General features: G+C 29.7%; 20 protein-coding genes and 1 other RNA gene. 10 read left to right on the top strand and 11 right to left on the bottom strand.

What is annotated here, in order from left to right:
• Window positions 1–270 precede the first annotated feature (270 nt).
• The 3 genes from ACOQN8_RS01675 to ACOQN8_RS01665 are packed head-to-tail and all read left to right on the top strand — an operon-like array spanning window position 271 to window position 6,366.
• Window positions 271–3,120: a P-loop NTPase fold protein gene (locus ACOQN8_RS01675; protein ID WP_420551351.1), complete on the top strand. Its 2,850-nt coding sequence runs from the start codon at window positions 271–273 to the stop codon at window positions 3,118–3,120.
• Window positions 3,108–5,207 (top strand): AAA family ATPase, encoded by a 2,100-nt coding sequence (locus ACOQN8_RS01670; RefSeq protein ID WP_420551350.1) that lies wholly within the window; start codon window positions 3,108–3,110, stop codon window positions 5,205–5,207. Before ACOQN8_RS01675 ends, ACOQN8_RS01670 begins: the two co-directional genes overlap by 13 nt.
• Window positions 5,188–6,366, top strand: a complete 1,179-nt coding sequence (locus tag ACOQN8_RS01665; protein WP_420551349.1) for a hypothetical protein — start codon at window positions 5,188–5,190, stop codon at window positions 6,364–6,366. Before ACOQN8_RS01670 ends, ACOQN8_RS01665 begins: the two co-directional genes overlap by 20 nt.
• Window positions 6,367–6,519: 153 nt before the next feature.
• Here ACOQN8_RS01665 and ssrA read toward each other — a convergent pair.
• Window positions 6,520–6,913: a transfer-messenger RNA gene (gene ssrA / locus ACOQN8_RS01660) on the bottom strand.
• Between the two features lie 219 nt (window positions 6,914–7,132).
• Between ssrA and ACOQN8_RS01655 the strand changes: the two genes are divergently transcribed.
• Window positions 7,133–8,341: an NAD(P)-dependent oxidoreductase gene (locus ACOQN8_RS01655; RefSeq protein ID WP_420551348.1), complete on the top strand. Its 1,209-nt coding sequence runs from the start codon at window positions 7,133–7,135 to the stop codon at window positions 8,339–8,341.
• Between the two features lie 45 nt (window positions 8,342–8,386).
• Window positions 8,387–8,608 (top strand): DUF3820 family protein, encoded by a 222-nt coding sequence (locus ACOQN8_RS01650; RefSeq protein WP_150900545.1) that lies wholly within the window; start codon window positions 8,387–8,389, stop codon window positions 8,606–8,608.
• Between the two features lie 97 nt (window positions 8,609–8,705).
• Here the strand turns inward: ACOQN8_RS01650 and ACOQN8_RS01645 are convergent, their stop codons facing one another.
• From ACOQN8_RS01645 to ACOQN8_RS01625, 5 genes are read right to left on the bottom strand one after another with little or no spacing between them, the layout of a single operon-like run.
• Window positions 8,706–9,611, bottom strand: a complete 906-nt coding sequence (locus ACOQN8_RS01645; RefSeq protein ID WP_420551347.1) for a transporter — start codon at window positions 9,609–9,611, stop codon at window positions 8,706–8,708.
• Between the two features lie 57 nt (window positions 9,612–9,668).
• Window positions 9,669–10,037, bottom strand: coding sequence for a ribosomal maturation YjgA family protein (locus ACOQN8_RS01640; RefSeq protein ID WP_420551346.1), 369 nt, complete (start codon window positions 10,035–10,037; stop codon window positions 9,669–9,671).
• 60 nt (window positions 10,038–10,097) lie between these two features.
• Window positions 10,098–11,471, bottom strand: coding sequence for a cell envelope integrity protein CreD (gene creD, locus ACOQN8_RS01635; RefSeq protein WP_420551345.1), 1,374 nt, complete (start codon window positions 11,469–11,471; stop codon window positions 10,098–10,100).
• 52 nt (window positions 11,472–11,523) lie between these two features.
• Window positions 11,524–11,820: a winged helix-turn-helix domain-containing protein gene (locus ACOQN8_RS01630; protein ID WP_235273150.1), complete on the bottom strand. Its 297-nt coding sequence runs from the start codon at window positions 11,818–11,820 to the stop codon at window positions 11,524–11,526.
• A gap of 28 nt (window positions 11,821–11,848) precedes the next feature.
• The gene (locus ACOQN8_RS01625; RefSeq protein WP_420551344.1) at window positions 11,849–12,457 is read right to left on the bottom strand and encodes a hypothetical protein; all 609 of its coding nucleotides are present in this window, start codon (window positions 12,455–12,457) and stop codon (window positions 11,849–11,851) included.
• A gap of 78 nt (window positions 12,458–12,535) precedes the next feature.
• On the opposite strand from ACOQN8_RS01625, the gene ACOQN8_RS01620 reads away from it, so the two are divergent.
• Window positions 12,536–12,883: a DUF1801 domain-containing protein gene (locus ACOQN8_RS01620; protein WP_420551343.1), complete on the top strand. Its 348-nt coding sequence runs from the start codon at window positions 12,536–12,538 to the stop codon at window positions 12,881–12,883.
• Between the two features lie 7 nt (window positions 12,884–12,890).
• On the opposite strand, the gene ACOQN8_RS01615 is transcribed toward ACOQN8_RS01620, so the two are convergent.
• From ACOQN8_RS01615 to kdsA, 3 genes are read right to left on the bottom strand one after another with little or no spacing between them, the layout of a single operon-like run.
• Window positions 12,891–13,850, bottom strand: coding sequence for a transglutaminase domain-containing protein (locus ACOQN8_RS01615; RefSeq protein ID WP_420551342.1), 960 nt, complete (start codon window positions 13,848–13,850; stop codon window positions 12,891–12,893).
• Window positions 13,851–13,884: 34 nt separating this feature from the next.
• The gene (locus ACOQN8_RS01610; protein ID WP_420551341.1) at window positions 13,885–14,838 is read right to left on the bottom strand and encodes a transglutaminase domain-containing protein; all 954 of its coding nucleotides are present in this window, start codon (window positions 14,836–14,838) and stop codon (window positions 13,885–13,887) included.
• 40 nt (window positions 14,839–14,878) lie between these two features.
• Window positions 14,879–15,697 carry a 3-deoxy-8-phosphooctulonate synthase gene (gene kdsA, locus ACOQN8_RS01605; protein ID WP_420551340.1) on the bottom strand — a complete coding sequence of 273 codons (819 nt, stop codon included), beginning with the start codon at window positions 15,695–15,697 and terminating at the stop codon, window positions 14,879–14,881.
• A 66-nt stretch (window positions 15,698–15,763) separates the two neighbouring features.
• Between kdsA and ACOQN8_RS01600 the strand changes: the two genes are divergently transcribed.
• From ACOQN8_RS01600 to ACOQN8_RS01590, 3 genes are all read left to right on the top strand, one after another.
• Window positions 15,764–16,765: a M28 family peptidase gene (locus ACOQN8_RS01600; protein WP_420551339.1), complete on the top strand. Its 1,002-nt coding sequence runs from the start codon at window positions 15,764–15,766 to the stop codon at window positions 16,763–16,765.
• 181 nt (window positions 16,766–16,946) lie between these two features.
• Window positions 16,947–18,437, top strand: a complete 1,491-nt coding sequence (locus ACOQN8_RS01595) for a S8 family peptidase (RefSeq protein WP_420551338.1) — start codon at window positions 16,947–16,949, stop codon at window positions 18,435–18,437.
• 101 nt (window positions 18,438–18,538) lie between these two features.
• Entirely contained in the window at window positions 18,539–19,063 is a 525-nt protein-coding gene (locus tag ACOQN8_RS01590; RefSeq protein WP_420551337.1) for a DUF4136 domain-containing protein, read from the top strand.
• A gap of 35 nt (window positions 19,064–19,098) precedes the next feature.
• Here the strand turns inward: ACOQN8_RS01590 and ACOQN8_RS01585 are convergent, their stop codons facing one another.
• Together ACOQN8_RS01585 and ACOQN8_RS01580 are read right to left on the bottom strand one after the other, a co-directional pair.
• The gene (locus tag ACOQN8_RS01585; RefSeq protein ID WP_420551336.1) at window positions 19,099–20,166 is read right to left on the bottom strand and encodes a phytase; all 1,068 of its coding nucleotides are present in this window, start codon (window positions 20,164–20,166) and stop codon (window positions 19,099–19,101) included.
• Window positions 20,167–20,168: 2 nt separating this feature from the next.
• On the bottom strand, window positions 20,169–22,916 hold the full coding sequence (locus ACOQN8_RS01580) for a TonB-dependent receptor (RefSeq protein ID WP_420551335.1): 2,748 nt from the start codon (window positions 22,914–22,916) through the stop codon (window positions 20,169–20,171).
• Window positions 22,917–23,108: 192 nt separating this feature from the next.
• Between ACOQN8_RS01580 and ACOQN8_RS01575 the strand changes: the two genes are divergently transcribed.
• A complete protein-coding gene (locus tag ACOQN8_RS01575) occupies window positions 23,109–23,465 on the top strand; it encodes a TfoX/Sxy family protein (RefSeq protein WP_420551334.1) in 357 nt (118 codons plus the stop codon).
• Window positions 23,466–23,488: the final 23 nt, after the last annotated feature.

Below are 23,488 nucleotides of genomic sequence, written 5' to 3'. Positions count from 1 at the left end.
AAGAGTTAATTAAAGTCCCCTGTTTCTTTAGAAATTCTTCCTTTATATAAAACAGATTCCTCACTATAATCAATTATAGTCATTTATGAGAATAATAAAAGTTAAGTACGAGAGCCTCAGATAATCAAAGGTTTTTGTTTTGATTTATTGCTTGTTAATTAGAGTTTTGAAAAAATGATTTTAAAGTTTTAGGGGACTTTAAGAAAATGAAAATTTACATATTATAGGGTTTAAAAAACATAAAACTATTAATTTAAAAAAAGAAAAAACATGAAAAATTATCTTAGAGATAATCTAAAGGGGATAGTAACTTTTTTTTTTACTATCGCTTTAACATTGGTTCTATTAGAACCATTAAGTGAGTTGTTTTTAAAATTTGAAGGCTTATTTAAAACAAAAAATATATCCTTTCAAGTAGGTTATTGGCTATTTGTTTCTTTTATTATTTCATATTATTTTATTAAAATAGAAAAGAGGTACATATATAGCAAAACCACTACATTTTTTGTGTTATATTTTACAGCAGTATATATAATGTTTCGTTTAATATGTACTGAGTACATTGCGTTTACAAAACTTTATAAAGCATTTGTCTATGCTGATATTGTTTTTGTGATTTTCTGTTTTCATCTTCTTGGGCTTTTAAGAGTTTCGTCAAAGAATATATTTTCTTTTATTGAGTTTTTTAAAAAAGGCTTCAAAAATTTTATACTTAAATTAAAAAGTATCGTAAAATATATAAAGTCATATTTTAGCAAGAAAAAAACAGAAAAGGAAAATAGTTTTGAAGATAATAAAAGCACCTTTTTTTTAGAAGATACAACAGACGTCAAAGGTAATATCGATAATCAATTAATACTTGAGGAATTAATAAATAGGGTGAGTAAATTTAAACCTAAAGAAGCTTTTAGTATTGGTTTAAATGCATCTTGGGGATATGGTAAAAGTACTTTTTTAACAAGGTTTAAAAATCTTTATGAAAAAAAGAATCCTAAAGAGATTGTGTTTTGGTATCGCATATGGAAAAATAGGGGAGCAAATGCTGTTATTGAGAACTTTTTCACAGAGTTGAAAAAGCAGTTAGCGCCTTTTTCAGGTGAAATTTCGGGTACTATAGATAAATATGTGAAAGCTATTTTAAGTTTATCTAATTCGGATTTAAAAAAACTTATAGAAGTTGGTAAAAATTTGTTGCAGGAGAATGAAACTTTGGAAGAATATCATGATGGTATAAATAAGACCATAAAAAAGATAGACAAACAAATCATAATTCTTTTAGACGATTTAGATCGCTTGGAAACCGATGAGATTTTAACTACGTTAAAAATGATAAGAACCTTATCAGATTTTAATAATGTAATCTTTATAGCTGGCTACGACCGTGAATATGTTGTTAAAAAAATTCAAGATTCAACTATTAAAACAAACTATTTAGATAAAATTTTTAATGTAGAAATTAATTTACTCCCATTTAATGTTAAAACAATAGACGATGAATTATTTAGACTGATAGATTATATTTTTCCAAATAAAATTAATGAAGCAGATAATAATATTTTCAATGAAGGCTTTAAAAACTTGTTTAAAAGTTTAAAAGAGCAATCAATTACAGAAGTACTAACACCTAGTCTAGAACTTATGTTTGAAAATAATAACTCTGAAAAAAGATGTGAAGCAAAACATGAATACAATTATCAAACTTTTTTACCCACATACAGAGATATAAAACGATTTTTAAATGAATTTAAATTTTATGCCTCTTTTATCGAGAAAAAAAAAGTTGGAAATACAACAGATATCATTGTAAGTGAATTCATTTTGTTGAAATTGTTGATTTATAAATATAGAGATGTTAATGCAAAAATATTGAGTAGAATAGATGATTTTTTAGAAAAAAAACAAATTGATTTTGAAGGAAATACCGAGTATTTTGGGTATGATGGTAATATTTATGAGTACAATAAAAGTGAAGAAGAATTAAAAAAAGATTTTCCTTACTATGATGATCAAGATATTAGTATTATTAACAGTGTATTGTGCAGACTGTTTGGTAGAAAGCCCGTTGAATTCTATAAAAAAAATTTTAATAGTATTTCCAAAGTATATTATACAGATTTATATATCAAAAATAATATTTTAAGTGATACTGTCTTTATAACTGAACTACAACAGGCATTTAATGAAAAAAGATTGTTCGATTTTGTAACAAAGTTGAAGACGAAAATTGAGTTAACTAAAAATTACAGTTTAACAAATGAAATTAAATATTTCATATTTAAAATCCTTTCCACGATAAACTCAAAAGAAAATTTTTTAGATGTGTTAAAAGCACTCCAGATTCTATTAAATAGGATTAATAATAGTGATAGTATCACAATTTTGCAGCTTCTTACAAATGCTAAGAAAGTATACTTTTCCGATGATCGTTTAGCTTTTAAAGATGCTATTTCTGATGTTGTGAATCAAAATGAATTTAACGGTGTTTTAGATTTTCTTTTTAGTGATATAAATATTGATTTAAAACGAATAAATAGTGGATTATATAAAAATAACGAGCTCATAAATTACAAAATTTTACCTTTAGAAAAAGAAGAACTGAAAGAAATTTATTTATCTAAGTTATCTTTTCTCATAGATAATGATTCTGATTGTAATTGGATCTACTCTAGTTACAGTTTGCAAATTGAAGCTCTTGTGTTGAATAAAAAGATTTTGTTACATAAAGAAGGTGGGGAGAAAATAAAAGAAGATATTAAAAGGAGATTTAAAGAATACTATAAAGCAGATTTTTTCAAATCGATAAGAGAAGGAGTTAAAGATTTAGAAGGTGAATTTAAAGGTTACGTTCCTTTTTTTAGTTTGTCTCAAATATTCTCAAATAAAGAAACCTTAAATGCATTAGTAGAACAACCAGATGAAGAAACTTATAACCGTTTTTACAATGAAGGTTGGGAGAATTTCAATGAGTTTTTAGAAGAGCAGATAGAAAGATTACAGGAAGACAGTAGTTTTAAAAAATTAGACCAACTTATAAAAGGTCAAAAATTTGTTGAGGCGTATATTAATAAAGGGTGCACCGCTTTAACTAAAGAAGAACACGATAAAATTTGGAAAAATTAAAAGTTATGGAGGGGTTTCGATTATTAGGGATAAGACCATTAAAAGGTTGTCATGAAAAGTTTAGAAAAAATTTAGACCTAAATAAATTATATTGGTTTTACAAAGATTTTAACTGCAGATTAAATAAAGAAGGAGAAGTCGAATCTATAGATTACAAGGAATCCTATCCTACTAATTTATATAATGTAAAAAATAAGAAAGAAGAAGATATAAAAATACACATTTCTGCTTTAGTAGGTAAAAATGGCAGCGGTAAAAGTGCGTTATCTGAATTGTTTTTATTAGCGTTGTTCGTTATTTCTAAAAAAAAGGATAAGTATAGAGATAAGGGTTTTATAAATAAAGACGGTTTATTTTATATCCCTAAAAATGCCTCTGCAGATGAAAAAATAAGAATAGATAGAGAGCTAAAAAAATATGAAGAATGTGAAAGTGAAATTAAAGAAGGACTTAAGGTTGAGTTTTACTATATAATTGAAAATAGAATTTTTCAAATATCTATTCAAAACGACACGATTCAATATAAAAGCGGGATAAATACTAACAATAAATTCAAATTTGGTAAAAAGGAAAATGAATTCGTAATTGATACCAGTAAGAAAAATAAAATTTTCCCATGTTTTTTTTATTCAATGGTTGTTAATTACTCTTTGTATAGTTTCAATACAAACCATGTAGGTATGTGGGTAAAGGCATTTTTTCATAAAAATGATGGATACCAAATGCCGATAGTGATTAACCCATATAGAAGGGAAGGAAACATTGATGTTAACACGGAAGAATATTTGACTAGGTCTCGCTTACTGGCAAATCTACTTAGTATTAAAGGGTTTGACAATATTTATGAAAAATCATCCATTGAATGTATTGAACTCAAAAATGATATAAGTAAAGATCAAACCCATGATGAAAAAACAAAACATGAGGAGAGAGAAAAGGTGTTAATCCCTCTTTTTAAAAAGTATTTTACTGAAGACGAGTATGTAATAGACTCAAAAAGAAAAGAAGTGGCTGAAAATTATTTAATTTATAAAATAAAAAAAGTAAGACGTGTTTTAGAAAAAAAGAATAACGACAAAACCATAATTAAAGAAAAGCTTAATGATGAAATTGTGAATTCAATATATAAAGATAGAAGTCATTTAACATTGAAAATACGTCAAACTTTAAATTTTATTAGAAAAGATATATTTTTTGCAGATTCAGATAAAGATACTTTCAATACAACTTTGGTTTTAGAAGATATTCGAAATAAAATGGAGAGTTTAAAAGGAGAGTATGGAGGTTTAAATATAGAATTAGAAGAATTAATTCCACCCCCAATATTTCAAAGTATTATTCATTTTAGTGATGGAAGCACGTTTGATTCGTTTAGTTCAGGAGAAAAACAATTAATATACTCCATGAATTCTGTAGTTTACCATATAAAAAATTTGGATTCTGTTCATAAAAGTTCAGAACAAAAGAAAATTGAAGATAATTCTCATATTGTGGTAGAAAAAAATGCGGGTGTTATTAAATACGACTCTGTAAATTTAATGTTAGATGAAATAGAATTGTATTATCATCCTGAATTTCAGAGAAAAACAATTAGCCAATTATTGTCTATTATAGAAATGGCAAGATTTGAATATATAAAAAACATCAACATACTTTTTCTAACACACTCTCCATTTATTTTATCAGATATACCAAAAAATAATGTTTTAAAATTAATAAGCAAAGAAGACGAAGAACACAAATCGAATACTAGCTTGCAAAAAACTTTTGGCGCTAATATTCATGAATTATTAGGTGATAATTTCTTTCTTAAAGAAGGATATATAGGAGAATTTGCAAGGAAATACATGCTAGAACTTATTGAAGAAATAAAGAAAACAGAAGAAATCAAGAGTCAAATAGAGTATAATAAGTATAAAGAAAAGATTTCTGTTATTGATGAGCCATTTATTAAATATAAGTTGATAGAAATGCTTGAAAATAAATATAAAAGTCTTGAAAAGAGTAAATTGAATACTTTAATTGAAAAGAAAGAGAAGGAGTTGGAAGAACTGAAAAGAAAAAGAGATGATAAAAATAGAACATAAAGATTTATCAAGAATAGCTCAAATATATAGTGATAAAATAAAAGAGAAATTTCTTGAAAGAATAGAAATTTCTTTGGAGATTATTAAGTTTTTAAATAAGAAAGAAGAAATTCAAGACTCAGATATAGCAAAGGTTCAGGGAAGAATACCTGCTTTGAAAGCTGTTGCAGATTTGGAAAAAATTTATAAATCTAAACACAAAGGAGGTACAGGAAAAGATAAGGAGGATTTGATTTATTCTTTAAATAAATTAGGGGTTAGAGTTGATAAAAGATCTAAGTGCAGAAGAGGAAATAAATATGCTACTGTTGAATATCAATTAAAAGAAATAGAGAGGTTTGTTAACGAAAATGATTTATTTGTAAGCCAACCTAAAGAATTATTAATATTTAATAATAAGTTAGCAAATAAATTTAAGGATAGTAAGAGCTTAAAAACAAAATTATATAATTATTTATTTGATTATAATGTTTATAGAGAGCTATTGAATACATATATTGGACAAGCTTTAGGTTTAAAATGCTGTCCTTATTGTAACAGAAATTATATTACTTATGTGAATAAAGAAAATAACAAACGTTTAATTGGAGCAACGTATGATCATTTTTTTTATAAAAAGAAATATAAGTATTTAACCTTAAGTTTTTATAACCTCATACCTAGTTGTTATATATGTAATAGTAATTTAAAAAGAGACATAGACTTCAAAATAGAGAATCATATACATCCTTATATAGAAGGCTTTGATTCCAATGCAGTTTTTGATTTTGATTTGTCTTCATCTTTAGATTCAAAGAAGATATGTTTTGAACCCAAATTAATAGCAAAAGAACCCATTAAAGAAGAAGATAGAAAAAAGATATTTGGAGTGGAAGAAGAAAAAGCTTCGGGAAGTGTTAATGTTTTTAAACTTCAAGAAATATATAAAAGTCATGGAGATTCAGTAGAAGAAATACACGAAAAATTCGACGAAAATAGTAAGTACTACGTAGGAACAATATCCGATATAATTTCAATATTAAGGACTTCAGAAGAAGAATTCTATAGATTTCATTTCAGAAATTACTTTAACAAAACAGATTTTCATAGAAGACCTTTGTCAAAGTTAAATAGAGATATATATGATAAAATGAAAAGAATTTTGGAATTAACTATATAACAAGGTTCTTTTAGTTAAAAAAGTAAATGCCTGAATGCAAGGATAAAATGTTGAAAATTAGCACTAATTAAGTAGGGAGTAAATTAATTTCTGTCACCTAAATTGACACCTATAAAAAACAAACCCTGTAAACATAATGCTTACAGGGTTTATTAGTGGAGACGCCGAGAATCGAACTCGGGTCCAAACAAGCAGCTCAAAGGCTTTCTACATACTTAGTTTTGATTTAGTTTTCGACTAAAAGCTGATTCAAAACCACCCACTTTTAGCTTATCTCCTTAAATTTCGAAAACTTATCGGAGTGCTAAGTCTTCTATGTTTACTTTTACGATGCCCAAAAATGAAACGCCGTAAACCAAGGCTTTTCGTGGACATAAAGCTTGCGCACCTTGTGCGCCGAGGCTAATCTTACTATGATTCGGATTATGCAGCTAAAGCGTAGTTATCTTCGCCGTTTAAAAAGTTGAAATAAGTTTAACGAGTTGTCATCTCACTCCTCGGTATGCTTACATTATCACTGGCCTTGCTGTCAAAACCAGTCGTCCCCAATATGTCAAAGAATATACGTATAGCTCAGCAAAAAATATGCCTTTGTCTATTTTCTAAAAAGAAAGTAATTGCAATTCTTTTTACCGTTGAAATTAACGGGCAACAAATATATGAAAATAGTATTTGTTCAATAATTTTAAAACAAGTATTTTCGCCTAAATTGTAATAATTTAAAACAATTACAATCAATTTGTTTAATTCTATACAAAAAACAACAATGAAATTCGGAATCATCAAAGAACGTAAAAATCCTCCAGATAGAAGAGTGGTGTTTTCACCAGAAAAATTAAAAGAGCTAAAAGAAAAATTTCCATCAGCAGAGATTAAAGTAGAAAGTTCTGATATTCGAGTTTTTAACGATGATGCTTACCGTAACTTAGGTATTGAAGTAACAGACGATATGTCTGATTGTGATGTGTTATTAGGAGTAAAAGAAGTTCCTTTAGACGCATTAATTCCTAATAAAAAATATTTTTTCTTTTCGCACACCATCAAAAAACAACCTTATAACCGTAAGTTGTTAAAAGGAATGTTGGAAAGAAACATTGAAATGTTTGACCATGAAACTATTGTAAAAGAAAATGGCGCACGCTTAATTGGATTTGGACGTTATGCAGGTTTAGTAGGAGCTTACAATGGTTTTAGAGCTTTAGGGATAAGAGAAAACTTATTTAACTTACCAAAAGTTGAAACCTTAGCAGATTTAGATGAAGTAAAGGCTGAGTTAGATAAAATTACCATACCAAATATTAAGATTTTACTTACGGGTACTGGAAAAGTAGCGCAAGGAGCTAAAGAAATTTTAGATCACTTACAAATAAAGCAGGTGAGTGATGCCCTGTATTTAACAGCAGATTTTACAGAGCCTGTATATTGTATGGCAGATGTAATGGAGTATAGCAAAAGAAAAGACGGTAAAGTAGGAGATAAGTACGAGTTTTATAAGGATGCTACCGGATACGAAAGTAACTTTATGCCGTATGCTAAAGTAACAGATTTCTTTATTGCGGGTCATTTTTATGGAGATGGAGCTCCCTATTTCTTTACCAGAGAGGACGCAAAACAAGAAGATTTTAGAATAAAGTATGTAGCGGATATATCATGTGATATTGATGGACCCGTTGCTTCTACCATAAGACCTTCAACAATTGCCGATCCTATTTATGGATATGATCCAGCAACTGAATCGGAAATTGATTTTAATGATGAGAAGGCTATTACGGTAATGGCTGTAGATAATTTACCATGTGAATTACCAAAAGATGCTAGTGAAGGTTTTGGTGATATGTTTTTAGAACACGTTATTCCTGCATTTTACAATGAGGATAAAGATGGTATTTTAGAAAGAGCTAAAATGACTACCAACGATGGAAAATTAACCGAACGTTATTTATATTTACAAGATTACGTAGACGGAAAAGAATAAAAATAAAGCCCGCTATGAGCGGGTTTTTTTATAGCCTAAATATATATGTTGCCAGACAAACAGTTTTTAATTGATACTGCAAAGATGAAAATGCCATTTGGAAAATATAAAGGAACCTATTTAGTTGATATTCCTGAATATTATCTGGTTTGGTATAAGAACAAAGGTTTTCCTGCGGGTAAATTGGGGAAAATGATGGGATTGGTATACGAAATGCAGCTAAATGGTTTAGATGATATTTTACGTAAACTTAAAACTCAATTTTAATTTTTTGTACAGAACATTTTACTATAAAATAGATTCAAAAAAAAGAGCGCTTTTTAAAGCGCTCTTTTTTATATGGAGTTAAAATGTAAATTCTTTTTTATTTTAAAGAAACATTATAAGTTAATCCAGCAGAGAAAATAGTAGAATCACCTAAGTTTCTTCCGTCTATTACTTTACCATATCCTAAACTAACACCTAATTGAGGAATAATGTTTTTGTATACAGTCAATCCAATTCTAGTATAATCTACATTTGTTTCAGGAAAATTTCCATTAAAACCAGGACCACCAATATCAACTCCTTCTTCAGAGTTTGAGATATCTGCCCAAGCTTCAACGTAAATAAAGTCGCTTGCATACCCAATTTTACCCATTGTAACAAAAGCATTTGGTACTCCAAATTTACCACCAGGAGTTAAATTATTATCAGCATCGGCTCTAAGGTTATAAGCAGCTAAAAGTGTTGAAAAGAAACCACTTTTTGTATTTAAATGTAATCCAGCAGTCACATCAATACCAAAGGCACCACTACCTATAGATAAAATTCCGTTTGGTTCATATCCAGTAGGAATAATTGCAGTTACTCCAGTTATAACATTTAAATCTGCTTTTTCAAAAGTAAATTTATAAGCATTTAATTTTAAAGCGATTGAAATATCTTGTAAATCAGATATTGAATTTTGTCCATTTACTGGATCAGCAAGACCACTTGTGTTTTCTGCTGAAATAAAAGGAAGGTTAACTACAGCTGATAAACGGTTTGTGATACCATATTTTGCATAAAGAGAATATATATTCTGGTTTATCTCATTATGTGCTGGTACAGCATCCACTTTTACATCACCTAAATAGAATTTGTCGTATGTACTTTTTGAATAAGAAGCGGTTACAGATAAGTCGCCCTTTTTAGGAGTAAAACCATCCAATAATCCTTGTGCGTTAGAAACTGTTGAAATACTGATCATTGCAAAAGCTGATAGTATTAATCGGTAATTATTTTTCATTGTTAATTAATTTGATATTCCCTTTTGTCGAGATAATACACAATGATTACAGTAAAATTAATGATTCTTTGCACCTAATTTTTTTTCGATAGAATAGACAGTAATAACACCCAGTGTATAAGCGATTAAATCACCTATGCTAAATGTATTTCCTATAATGATGTTAGCTGTTTTAGAATTGCCTAGTCCAATCAACTTAACAAAATTGAAATACTGCAAAATTTCTATAGTATAAGAGATGAGTAATACTGCTATTGCAATGGTTTTAGGAGGTAAATTGAAAAAGGATTTTAATAGATAATACAATAAAATAACGACCAAATAGTCTCCAAAAGTATATCGTATAAACCCTGAAGTTTGTGCTATTAGTAATTCTGTTATCAATAATAATAAAGAAATAATAAGGCTTTTAATATGTAATCTCATAGCTAATTTTTAAAACGTCAAACCCATAAAAAGGTTTGACGTTCGTTTTATTAAGTATATTTATTCGTTTTCCCAATCAATTTTTCTAGAAGCATACATTACTGAAGCTAGAATGACAAATAAACCTGTACTTCCTACCAATAAAGCATAGTTTTCTAATTGAATTATTATAAAAATAAAAGAGTACAAAGCAATTAAAGAAAGTGCTATAAAGACTGGAAACTTGATGCCCTTTAAAATAGATTTTGAATACAGCGATATCAATGCTACTACACTTATTCCTGCAATAATATAAGCTTTTAAAAAGCTACTATGCTCAGAGATTGATATTAATAAGGTGTAAAACATGGTTAAAGCAATTCCTATCATTAAATACTGAAAAGGATGGATAGAAATTTTGCTCATAGTTTGTATTAAAAAGAATACTAAAAAGGTTAAAACAATTACTAAGAAACCATATTTGGTTGAACGCTCACTTTTTTGATATTCATCCACAGGAATCATAAAGTTTACTCCAAAAGCATATTCTTTTAAATTAGGAATACCGCTGAATGATTGTTGAGAAAAAGGTCTGTTAATATCCAATACTTTCCATTTTGCATTAAAACCGTCGTTGGTTATTTTGTCTGAATTATGTGGTAGGTATTCTCCTAAGAAATTAGCAGTTTTCCAATCAGATTTTATTTGAACATTGGTTTCTTTTCCTACTGGAATAAAACGAATTTGTTTACTACCGTTTATGTTCATTTCTAAACTAAAACTGACATTGTTTTTTAAAGGCAAATCTTCTTTTTGTAAGAATTTACTTTCCAGTTTATGTAAATCTAAATAGTTTGATCTTCTGTTCTTATTTTCATACTTAGAAGTAAAAGAATACGAGTTATTGTTAAGTTTCATTTCAACCAAACTATTCACACCTTTTAGATTTGAAGTTTCTATAATTAACTTGGCTTTATTCCATATAATATCTTCCTCTTTAATGTCTAGTTCACTAAAGTCAGGGATATTAAAATCACCAGTAATGTTTATTTGACTTTTATAAACTGCTGTTTTATAAATACCGCGTTTTTTTTCTTCCGGATTTATGGTAGAATTTATGTTTAGCGATTCTGGAAAAAAATAACCATAGTTAATTTCTTCAATCATCTCAGTTTGTAACTCTTTAGTTTGCTGATTTAAAATCGATTTTTTATGATAAGTTTTATAAGGGATTTTTAAAATAGGTCCGTATAAAAGTACTTCTTTTCCCCATTTCTGATTTATCTCTTGTACTACTTCCTTTTGCCTATGCATTCGTTCGTTAATCAAACTTTTTATAAAGGATAAAGGAATTAGTAGAATTAAAATTAAAAAGCCAACCATAGCCATTCTAGCAGTTATTGATGTTCTAATCCATTTAGCAAATTTCCCACTTTTGTTATTTATTGTTTCCATAGTTTGTTGTTTTTAAAGAACTTTGAAATTCAAAGTAAATGAGTAAAAAAAATTATTTATTATTAATTAGCTTTTCTAAAGCTTCAATATGTTTTTTAAATTCAAGTTTTCCTTCAGCAGTAGCATAGTATCTCGTGTTTGGCTTTCGTCCTATAAATTGTTTTTCTACTCTAATAAAGCCTACTTTTTCTAATGCTTTAGAATGACTTGCTAGATTTCCATCTGTAGCGCCTAAAAGTTCCTTTAGCGTTTTAAATTCGGCATACTCATTAACCATTAGAACCGACATAATACCTAGGCGTATTCTATGATCAAAAGCTTTATTTATATTTAGAATAATGTTTTTCAAAAACTATATTTTTTGCGAAAATAAGCAACTATTTTTTATCGTATTTAAAATACATAACTAGTCCGTAAACTATATGCATTATTCCAAAACCTAAGACCCAAAACCAAAAACCATAGCCAGGAAAAATAGCGCAAATTAAACCTAATACAATTTCAGTATATCCAAGGTATTTTATATCACCTATGGTATATTTTGAGGCATTTAATAGCGCCAAGCCATAAAATAAAAGCATTAGTGCTCCAGTTTGTCCGTAACGTTGTTGTTTTAAAATGATAATGATATATATAGCTCCAGCTATTAAGGGAATTAAGAAGCTTGTTAATAACCTCTTCGTAGTTGCGTCCCAAATTTTTTCGTTATTCCTTTTAGCTTTTCTAGTGGTTAAAAAGATAGCAGTTGAAATACTAAGGAATCCAACGATAAGTAAATCGGAAATAACTAAACGAAAGATTCTACCATCTAACATTAAATATCCTTGTTCGCTATTTTGAACTAACCAATAGGCAAATGAAGCTCCTATTAAAGCGTAAATTCCAGCAATAATCCCAGATAATCCGCTTAAAGAAATAAATCGAGAAGATTTATTCATTAAGTTTTTAATTTCTGTAATGTCTTTTAAATAATCTTTTTCACTCATAGTTTAAAGAACTTTGAAATACAAAGTAAATGTATTTATTTTAATTTGACAAATAAAAAAATGCTGTATTTTTAAATTATGAAACCAGCCGAAGAATATATCTTAAAACAACAGGAGCCATTCAAGTCTATTTTATTGCATTTGCAAATTTTAATAGAAACAAACTTTGAGGAGGTAGAATTATTGTACAAATGGAAGATTCCTTTTTATTACTTGAAAGGAAAGCCTTTGTGTTATTTTAATGCAACCAAAAAAGGATATGTAGATGTTGGTTTTTATTCTAAAACTCCACTTACAATGTATAATGAGTTCGTTGTTTCAGAAAAAAGGAAGGCAGTAAAATCACTTCGTTATAGTACTTTAGAAGAAATTAATAACGAAGTATTAGTTACTGTTTTAACTGAAGCTTATAAAATAAGAGAATAAGCTATTATTATCTAGTTTTGACTTTATACTCTAAGGCAAGCTCATTTTCAATATATACATGAAGATTTGTATTTCGTTTAGGCTTTTCTAAGTATATATTAGTAACAAGATTGTCGTTTTGAATATATGCAGTTCTAACCTTGTTCTCGTAAGAGTATATATATTTAATATCTATGTTTTTTTGCCTTTTTATTTTTAAGTGTATATTCTTTTTATTTTTTACATCAATCTCACCAATGCTTGGACCTACAATTTCGATATTATATTTTAAGTAGGCATCCTGATAAAATGGTTCGTAACAAAATTCTTTCAATGGTTTTTGATTCAAAAATTGTTGCCACTTTTTTGCCGCTGGAAAATGAGTTAATCTTAATTTCTCTTTTTTAGCATCGAAAAAATCTAGGTTTACATTTTTTTGTAAAACACCATTATAGATATAACCTGAACCATAAGTAGCGTCCAATAACATCCATTTGTTATTTACTTTTACAGCGTTCCAAACATGGTTTTTGTTTGTTGGAACATAACCGATTTTATTAAGAGAGTTTTTGGTATATCCGTAAACTAATTCATTTTCTATTTCCATCAAATTGCATAGTTTATTAAATATGAGAGAGAATTCTAAGCAAACACCTCTTCGCTTTTTAAATGCATTATAGATTAATTGTTCTTGCCTTCGTTTTTTAGTTCTTTTTAAATCATCTTCATTTGAATAATAAATAAACTCTGGACTCTTTAAGGTTTGAGTACTTATTAAATCATAATCCATATTTAAACAAACCCATGTATAAGCAGCTCTTACTTTTTCAATATCAGTTTTAAAAACATGGTTTATTCTGTGAGCTAAATCTTCAATTGATTTAGGTTTTTTATAGGATATCATAATTTTATCTACCCTTTCTAAATCTTGTGAAAAGAAGTTAAGCGTGTAGAAAAACATAAAAAAGAGTAAGGTAATTTTTTTCATAAAATTGCAATTTAGAATGTCCAATATAATAAATTTATATCAAAAGAAATTCAATAGCTACCTCACCATCAATAAGTAAAAATGCTCTTTTACTATTAGCAGGTGCAGCAATACTAATCTCTGCCGTGTTATTTTTAAAAGTAATTTTTGGTTGTTTAACATACCTTTCTCCAATAAATCCAAAATGAATTCTTTGACTAGGTTTCACGTTTTTTAAGCTAACTTTAATAGAAGAATCTGCTTCTCGTTTTAAAATTCCCGACGTAGGTTTGCTAAGGATGTAATCGTTTTTAAGAAATGAAGAACTATAAATAGGTTGGTTAAAATATTCATCTATTTCCATTCTTTTTACTCTAAGTTGCCATACAGTATCTTCTGGATAATGTGTGAAAAAATACTTGCTTTTAGGAATGTTGAAATAATAGTTGTTAAAGTTGCGTTGCCATTTTCCGTTAGTAACAGCTCCTGCTGCCCAGGTAGGATCTACATATTGCCATTTATTATTGATTTTAACGGCATTCCATGCATGATTTGTAGTGTTTCTTATACGGCCAATATCGCGAGAAGAGTTTCTTACGTAGCCTTTGATTACTTCATTTTCAATATTTAAAAGAGTACAAACTTTACTAAATGTTTGCGCAAACCCTTCACAGACAGCACTTCTACTAGTCAAAGTGTTTTTAACGATCTTGTCTTTAATAGCTCTTATTTTGGCTTGCTTTTCAGCTTCATCTCTATATCGAAAACCAATTCTTTTTTGCTTAGGATTGTAATACTCATCTAAGTTATATCGAATGTTTTTAGCTAGCCAAATAAAAACAGCTCTCACTTTATCTTCATCAGAAGTAAAATCAGTGGCAATTTGAGTTGCTAATTTTTCAGCAGTAATATGTTTTGGGTAAGTTTTTACTGTGTTATCTACAGCGGAAAAGTCTTGTGCCGATAAGGTTGAGACTGTAAGGAAAAGGAAAAAATAAAGTTGCTTCATACTAATGAGTTAAAACAACTTTATTCATCAAAAATTGTGCCTATAAATTATTTATAGTTTTTCTTATCGAAGTTAGGTTGGTAAGTAATTTTTCTAAGTAGTCAAGGTGTAACATATTTGCACCGTCGCTCTTAGCATTAGAAGGATCAAAATGTGTTTCAATAAATAATCCATCTACATTGTTTACAACACCAGCTCTTGCAATCGTTTCAATCATATCTGGTCTACCACCAGTAACTCCGCTCGATTGGTTTGGCTGTTGTAAAGAATGGGTAACATCTAAAATAGTAGGAGCGTATTGACGCATAGTAGGAATACCTCTAAAGTCAACAATCATGTCTTGGTATCCAAACATTGTACCTCTATCTGTTATCCATGCTTTTTCATTACCAGCATCGTGTACTTTTCTAACAGCATGTTGCATCGCTTCAGGACTCATAAACTGTCCCTTTTTTAAGTTAACAACTTTACCTGTTTTAGCAGCAGCCACTACTAAATCGGTTTGACGTACTAAAAAGGCAGGAATTTGTAAAACATCAACATATTCAGCAGCTTTAGCAGCATCAGATGCTTCATGGATATCAGTTACGGTAGGAACATTAAAAGTTTCTGAAACTTTCTTTAAGATTTTTAAAGCTTTTTCATCACCAATTCCTGTAAAGCTATCAATTCTACTACGATTTGCTTTTTTAAAACTCCCTTTAAAGATGTAAGGAATTTCTAATTTATCGGTTATAGAAACTACTTTTTCAGCAATTCTTAATGCCATCTCTTCACTTTCAATAGCACATGGGCCAGCTAAAAGGAAAAAGTTATTAGAATCGGCGTGTTTTATATTGGGAATAAGGTTTAAATCCATGATTAAAAATTTTGAACAAAATTAAGAAATTAAATTGGCTATCTTTAGCCTTTTAAATTAAATAAGATGAAAAAAACAATATACACTGTAATGGCTTTGGCAGTCTTAACAGCAGCCTGTAAAACAACTAAAAGTACAGATGCTAAAGTGGCTGAAAAAGTTATGGAAGCTCCTAAAAAAGAATTACAAAATCCAGTTAACATAGATTCTTCTTTGGTAAGAAAGCACTTATATACTTTGGCGGCTGATGATATGGAAGGACGTAAGCCTGGAACACCTGGAATGGAAAAAGCTACACAGTATATAGAAAATGAATATAAACGAATTGGTTTAAAACATTTTGATACGTTATCAACTTACCGCCAGAATTTTACACATGATGGTATACAAATGAGTAATATTATTGGGGTGTTAGAAGGAACTACTAAAAAAGATGAGTTTGTAATTGTATCTGCTCACCACGATCATTTAGGAATGAAGAAAGATGGAGAAGGTGATCGTATTTTTAATGGAGCCAATGACGATGCTTCTGGTGTTGTAGGTGTATTAGCTTTAGCAGATTATTATGCGAAAAAAGGGAATAACGAGCGTAGTATTTTGTTTGTATGTTTTACAGCTGAAGAAATGGGATTAGTAGGTTCTAAATATTTTGGAAAAGACATAGATCCATCAAAATTTGTAGCAGGAATAAACTTAGAGTTAATAGGGAAGGAGCCAAAAACAGGACCTAAAACAGCTTGGTTAACTGGTTTTGAGCGTTCAGATTTTGGAAAGATTATTCAGAAAAACTTAGAAGGTACTGGATATAGATTATTCCCAGACCCGTATAAGAAATTCAATTTATTTTTCAGATCTGATAATGCTTCTTTAGCACGTTTAGGAGTGCCTTCTCATACTTTCTCAACAACACCTATTGATGTTGATGCAGATTACCATAAAGTATCTGATGAAGCTGAAACTTTAGATGTTGGTATTCTTACTGAAACTGTAAAAGCAGTGGCTAAAGGAACTGAAAGTATTATTAACGGAAAAGACACTCCAACTAGGGTTGTTATTGAAGAAAAATAATCCTTAAAAACAATTTTTTTAAAGAGCCTTTTTTAAGGCTCTTTTTTTATGCTTTTTTCTTAATAAAATTAGGTTTTATTTGTTGTTTTGGTAATTTAAATACGGTTAAATTAATTATGTTGTTAAAATTATATTAAAATTTTAGTATATTCGCAAAGTTTTAATTAAACCCTTCAATATTATGAAAAAACAAATCCTAAGCTTAGCTATTGTATTAGCTATGTTTTCTTGTTCTCAAAATGACAATTTAGAAATCGCTGATCCTCAGAATGATGTGCTTTCTAAAAAAGAAATCAATGCAATTATTAACAAATCTTTAAAATCTACTGGAGATTTTGATTGGACTTCGCAAGAAGTAAACACAATTTGGAGTGCGGTAAACCATGGAGAAAATATTTTAACTATTGGTTATGGTACTTCAAAAAATAACTTTGCAAGAAGTGCAGAAGCCAATACTATTAAAAACGATTTAATTGCCTTAGTTCGAAGTTTAGAAGGAACTTCAGCAAAAGGAGCTACTGAATTATATGTAGATGAAAATATTAATGTAATAGACATTAAGGTTACTAACAAAGAAACAATTGGAGTTTTATTAAAAGATAGTAGAGTACGCTATATAGAGCCAACTGGATATAGTTTTGTTGGTGAAAATAATCAAGCACGTTCATCTTCATCATCATCTGGAGGATCTGGATGTGGTTATGGAACGGCTAATTTAAGTTCTAATGATTATCGTACAGTATCGCCAGGAGCAAGAGTACCTTGGTCTTTCGATGCACACAATATTCCACAAGCATGGAATCATAGTACTGGTGCTGGAATTACAGTTGCTATTGTTGATTCTGGATTATCGCCAGAGCAAAAATGGATGAACCAATATTTTAACGATGGGGCTTCTTCTGGAAGATTTGTTCAGAAGTATGGAACTTTTGTCGATTCTTGGTGGGCTTGGTCTAATAACTACGATGGTGTAAACGATAAGTGTGGTCATGGTACAAAAATGGCTGCAGTTGCTACTGCTCCTAGAAATAATGATAATTTACCTGTTGGTGTAGCATACAATGCAAACTTAGTTTCTTATAGAGCTGTTGAAAATGTTGTAATTGACGATTATCATGAAAAAAGAGGTATTGTGGAAGCTTTAACAGCATTAGCTAACAGAAGCGATGTAAAAGTAATATCAATGTCGTTAGGATATCCGTTTAGCATTGGTAATGTATCGGATGCTATAAAGTATGCACATAGTAAAGGTAAAATGGTATTAGCAGCTGGAGGTACTTCAACTTCTTTTACTACTTGGTATGGAGTTATTTTCCCAGCAAGTATGTCGGAAACAGTAGCGGTTACAGGTGTAAAAGAAGGACAATATGATGAGTGCGATGTTTGTCACTCAGGTTCTAAAATCGATTTTACAGTTCAAATGCAACGTACTAATGGAACAGATAATAAAGTTCCAGTATTAAGTTACTATAACGGACAAGCTAATTATGTAGGTGGTTCATCTGTAGCAACAGCAACAACTGCTGGTATTGCAGCTTTAGTATGGGCGAAACATCCAACTTGGACTCGTGCACAAGTATTGCAAAAAATGAAAGAGTCTGCAGATTTTTATCCAAATAAACACTCAGAATACGGATATGGAAATATCGATGCTTTAAAAGCAGTTCAATAAATCAATCAACTAACTAATCATCAAAAAGTCTCGTTAATTCGAGGCTTTTTGTATTTTTATCAGGCACGTTTTTTGATAGCTAATCAATAAATTTTTAAATTATGAGATACTTAACATTCCTTTTCTTATTTATTTTAATGAGTTGTTCTTCTACAAAAGTGGTATATGATTACGACAGTCAAACAAATTTTACAGCTTATAAAACCTTTAATTTTTTTGAAGATGCTGGTAAAGGTTTGAATGAGTTAGATGTAAAAAGAGTAACTAACGAACTAACTGATAAATTGAAAGCAAAAGGAATGCGTTTGTCTGATAATCCAGATATTTTTATCAATATCGTATCTCAAGAGCGAGAATCGGAAAGAAGAAATACCATTGGTGTTGGCTTAGGTGGTGGCGGAAATGTTGGTTTTGGAATTTCTGGAGGTATTCCTATTGGGAGTAAAAAGATCAACCAAGAATTGATTATTGATTTTGTTGAAAGTAAAAGTGATGAACTTGTTTGGCAAGGAATAGCCAATAGTGAGTTGAAACAACGTAGTACACCCCAAGAACGCGTAATGCATTATAGAAAAGTAATTACAGAAATATTAAAGGGTTATCCACCAAAAAAAGCCTCTAAATAATATAGAGGCTTTTATTACAACACACTACTAAAATACTAATCTAAAGTTAGGTTTTTAGAAATTTTTCTCCAGTCTACTATTTTAAAATTCTGATGTAAACTGTCTTTGTTTTGAGTATTTGCTCCATCTTGAGCGATGAAAATACCTTTCGGATATTTAGCTCCCAAATTAACTGAGGTAACATCAATTCCGTCTGTATCGTAAGTTCCGTCAATAATACTGTCTTTTAAAGAGAAACTATGTAAGTATTTATTGCTAACCCTATCTATTACAGCATAGCTATTGTTTCCTTGTGAAGAAAGAATAATATAACCTTTACCGTTTCCTGAATCGTATAAAGTAACTCCTTCAAAGTCTGGATGCATATTTTTATCTTTAGTACTAATTACTTCAGTAGCATCTATAGAAGTGTCTGGTTCTGCATTAAATTTCCATAGGGCAGTTTCTTCTTCTCCGATATAAACCTTTGCGTAAAAATCATCGGCAACAATTCCTTCTCCTTGACTTTTTAATGCAAAACTTCTCACTAGTTTAGCATCAATTTTACTATTGTTTTCAAATAGTTCCCATTGTTCTATACCTCCTTCTTTTCCTACCAAGAAAACATATATTTTAGAAGTTTCTTTGCTTTTATACATGCCTAATCCATAAACTTCATTTAAGTTAGATGTTATTGGTCTTGCTGAAACTTCTTCTAATTCTCCCGTTGATTTTACGATTAAAATAGAAATTGTATTGTGTGTTCTGTTACTTGCAGTAACTACAGAAACAGTTTCGTTGTTGAGTACAAATCCATTACGAATATCTACATTGTTCACACGTCCTATTTTGTAGGAGTATAAGCGTTCTCCTTCTAAACTATATACTTCTAAACCTTCTTTTTTATTCGTTCCTATGATTGTTGATTTTGAAACATCTTTTGGATTGATCCAAACACAAGGATCATCGGCAGCATCGTCGTAAGAAGTAACTGGAGTTGTTTCAGCATCGGCAGTTAACGCAATTATAGGATTGCTATTGGTTGTTTTTATGGTTGCTTTTTTTTCTGTTTTACAAGCTATAAATAAAGTAGCTGTAATAATTATTTTTAAAATGATTCTCATTGTTAGAAGTTATATTTTAACCCAATATTCCAGTTGTAGTTATAGAATTCGGCTTGTCTAGTTTGGTTTTTAGTTCCTTGGTAGAAACGTAATTCTTGGTTGGTTAAGTTTTTAGCTTCAGCAAAAACACGAAGCTTTTTAGTAATGTTATAGGCAGCGTTTACATCTAAAAATAATTGCTGATCATAAAAAACATCAGTAAAGGTGTCTTTTCCATATTCAGAAATATAATCATCTGCAAAGTTTAACGATGTTCTTACCGATAGTTTTGAAGTTTCATAAGCTAGTGAAGCATTGAACATATTTTTTACGGCACCTGCTAATGGCAAACCATCGTTTCTGTCAGCAATTCCATCTGTTTTTGAATCTGTAAAAGTATAGTTTCCATAAACTGTTAGGTTTCTTAAAAAACTAGGTAAGAAGTTTAATTTTCTTTGTAAAGCTATTTCAAAACCATAGATTTCAGCTGTACCTCCGTTAAAAGGTCTTGTTACATCATAAACATCTGTGGTTCCATTTATGGTTATGGATTCTTTTGAAATTGAATTGTAAATAAATTTATCAATGTCTTTGTAAAAAACTCCCGCTGATATAATTCCTACGTTACTAAAATAATGTTCAAACATTAAATCTAGGTTCATAGATTCGGTTGGATTCAAATCTGGATTTCCATATTCTGCTTCTATATCGTCACTATTGATATTTCTATAAGGAACCAAATCGAAATAATTAGGTCTAGCAATTGTATTGGTCCAAGCAGCTCTTAGTATTGTATTCTTATTTACTTTGTACTTAGCATGGAAATTTGGTAGCCAGTTGGTATAGTTTTTACTTCCCGATGTTCTAGTTGCGTCGTCTATTGTTTGAGCAGTTTCAACATCAATAGCAAAACCATTGTAATCAATCGTTGTTTTTTCAGCTCTAAGTCCAGCGATAATTGAGAATTTTTGACCTAATTTTTGTTGTAGCATTCCATAGAAAGCATATATGTTTTCGTTGGCATCGTAATTTTCAGGAACAAACTCATCCAATACAGCTTCACCATTTGCCAAAATAAGACTTCCTAAAAATTCTTTTGAAGTAAATAATCCCGATTTATAATTGTTTCCTGCTAAGAAACCATTGACAGTATAATCGGCAGTAATTGTAGCATTCATAGTTGGAATCTGACTTTCTAAATCATATTCAAAGAAATTATTATCTCTTAATTTTTCTTTGTACTTGTGCTTGAATCCAAATTTTAAAGAATTCTTATAAGTTCCTGTGGCGTTAATAGGTATTAGGATATTGAAGTCAGAACTAATTTTACGCTCCTGTGTAAAACGTCTTTCTTGAGTTACTTCGTCATATACAAATTTAGAAGGATCGTTAAAGTCGTTATTTGTTGGAATTAAACTAGGAAACTTTGCTCTTGAAAAGTCTTGAGTTACTTCAATATTATCGTTTTCAAAACGAATATAACGCTCGTTTGGACGTTCTTCTTTCGCTTTTGAAATTCCCGTTTTCCAATCCAATTTAATGTTTCCAAAAATTAGATGTTCACCTCCCAAAGACAATTTATATACACTTTGTTTTTCTAAACGTGTATTATCGTTGGTACTGTTGTTAATTCCTCCTTTGGTTTGTCTACGAACTTCTGCTTTTGAAATTCCAGCAGCGTTAGGCTCGTCAATTTTTCTAAAACGTAATCGGTAACGATTTTCAAAGTCGTTTCTTTGGTTGTACATTGATTTAAAGAAAAAAGTATTGTTGCTGCTAGCATTCCAATCTAAGTTTACAGCAACACTCATTCTATTTCTTTTCACATCGTATCGTCTAATATCGTGTTCACCAATATAGGTTTTATTGTTTTCTTGTTCCCATTCAAACTCTACGTTGTCTGATCCATAATCGTTAGAATTGTATGAAGTATTGATTACGTATCCTAGTTTTTTATTGAAAATTCGATCAGCAACTAAAGCTGAGAAATTATAATTAGGCGAATTTCTTACTGGGTTGCGACCGTATGATCCTGTAAGAAAAGCTCTAAAAGTACTAGGAGCAGAACGTGTTATTAAATTTACAGAACCTCCAATTGCGTCTCCTTCCATATCTGGAGTTACTGCCTTGTTAACTTCAATAGTTTGAATCATATCAGAAGGAATTAAATCCATTTGAACTCTTCGGTTGTCTCCTTCTGCTGAAGGAATTCGATCTCCGTTTAAAGTCACTGAATTTAATTGAGGAGCTAAACCACGAATAATAATATCTCTTGCTTCTCCTTGATCGTTTTGCATTGAAATTCCTGGAACACGTTTTAAAGCATCTCCAATATTAGCATCGGGAAATTTTCCAACCTGATCTGCAGAAATAATGTTGGTAATATTCGCTTTATTTTTTTGTTGATTTAAAGCTTTTGCCTGTCCTTTTCCAATGCTTCCTTTAATAATTACTTCTTCTAGTTTGTTCATTTTAGGAGCTAGCGAAAAGTTCTTAATTAAAACACCATTTTGTATAGAAACAGTTTCTTCAATTGTTTGGTATCCTATAAATGAAATTGAGATTACATGATTTCCTTCTGGAATGTTTAAAAGCTCATAGTATCCATTAAAGTTACTTGAAATACCAATTTTTAAAGATGGTATTACAATAGTGGCACCAGGTAAAGGAAGGTTGCTTTCGTCTAAAATTCTTCCTTTTAAACTAGATTTGTCCTGTGCGTACCCCCATAAGCTCAAAAGACAAATACTAACTAGTAGTAGTTTTTTCATTTTGTATATAATTGATGTTGAATTAGTTCATGCAAAACTATTTATCAAAAAGAGCAATTGGATTTTGAAATTGTTAGTAAACTATTACGAACTTTTAATGAAAAGATTAATAGATTGTTAATTTGTTGAATATTTTCTAATGTTTAGTTTAATTTTAAATTACGTAAAAATTACTTTTTAAAAACATTCACTATGACATATAACGAGTTTTTAACCGATAGGATATCGCAGTTTTTTCATGAGAAACACGTTTCTTTTTATGAGAAGAAAATGTTTGGATCGCTTTGTTTTATGGTTAATGATAAGATGTGTGTTATTGTAAACAAAAACGAATTAATGGCTCGAATACATCCTGATATTTATGAGGAAGCACTAACAAAAGATGGTTGTGAAGATATGAGCTTTAGTGGGAAAAGAAAACCTGTAAAAGGCTATGTGATATTAACTGAAGAAGCTTTTGATTTAGATGAAGATTTACATTACTGGTTACAATTAGCTTTAGATTATAATCCATTAGCAAAAGCTAGCAAAAAGAAAACCTCCAAATAATGGAGGTTTGTATTTTATATTAA

The sequence above is a fragment of the Tenacibaculum aiptasiae genome (assembly GCF_965221665.1).
Taxonomy (GTDB): Bacteria; Bacteroidota; Bacteroidia; order Flavobacteriales; family Flavobacteriaceae; genus Polaribacter; species Polaribacter aiptasiae.
Note: the sequence above shows the minus strand (reverse complement) of the source record. Positions and strands in the feature narration are given on the sequence as shown.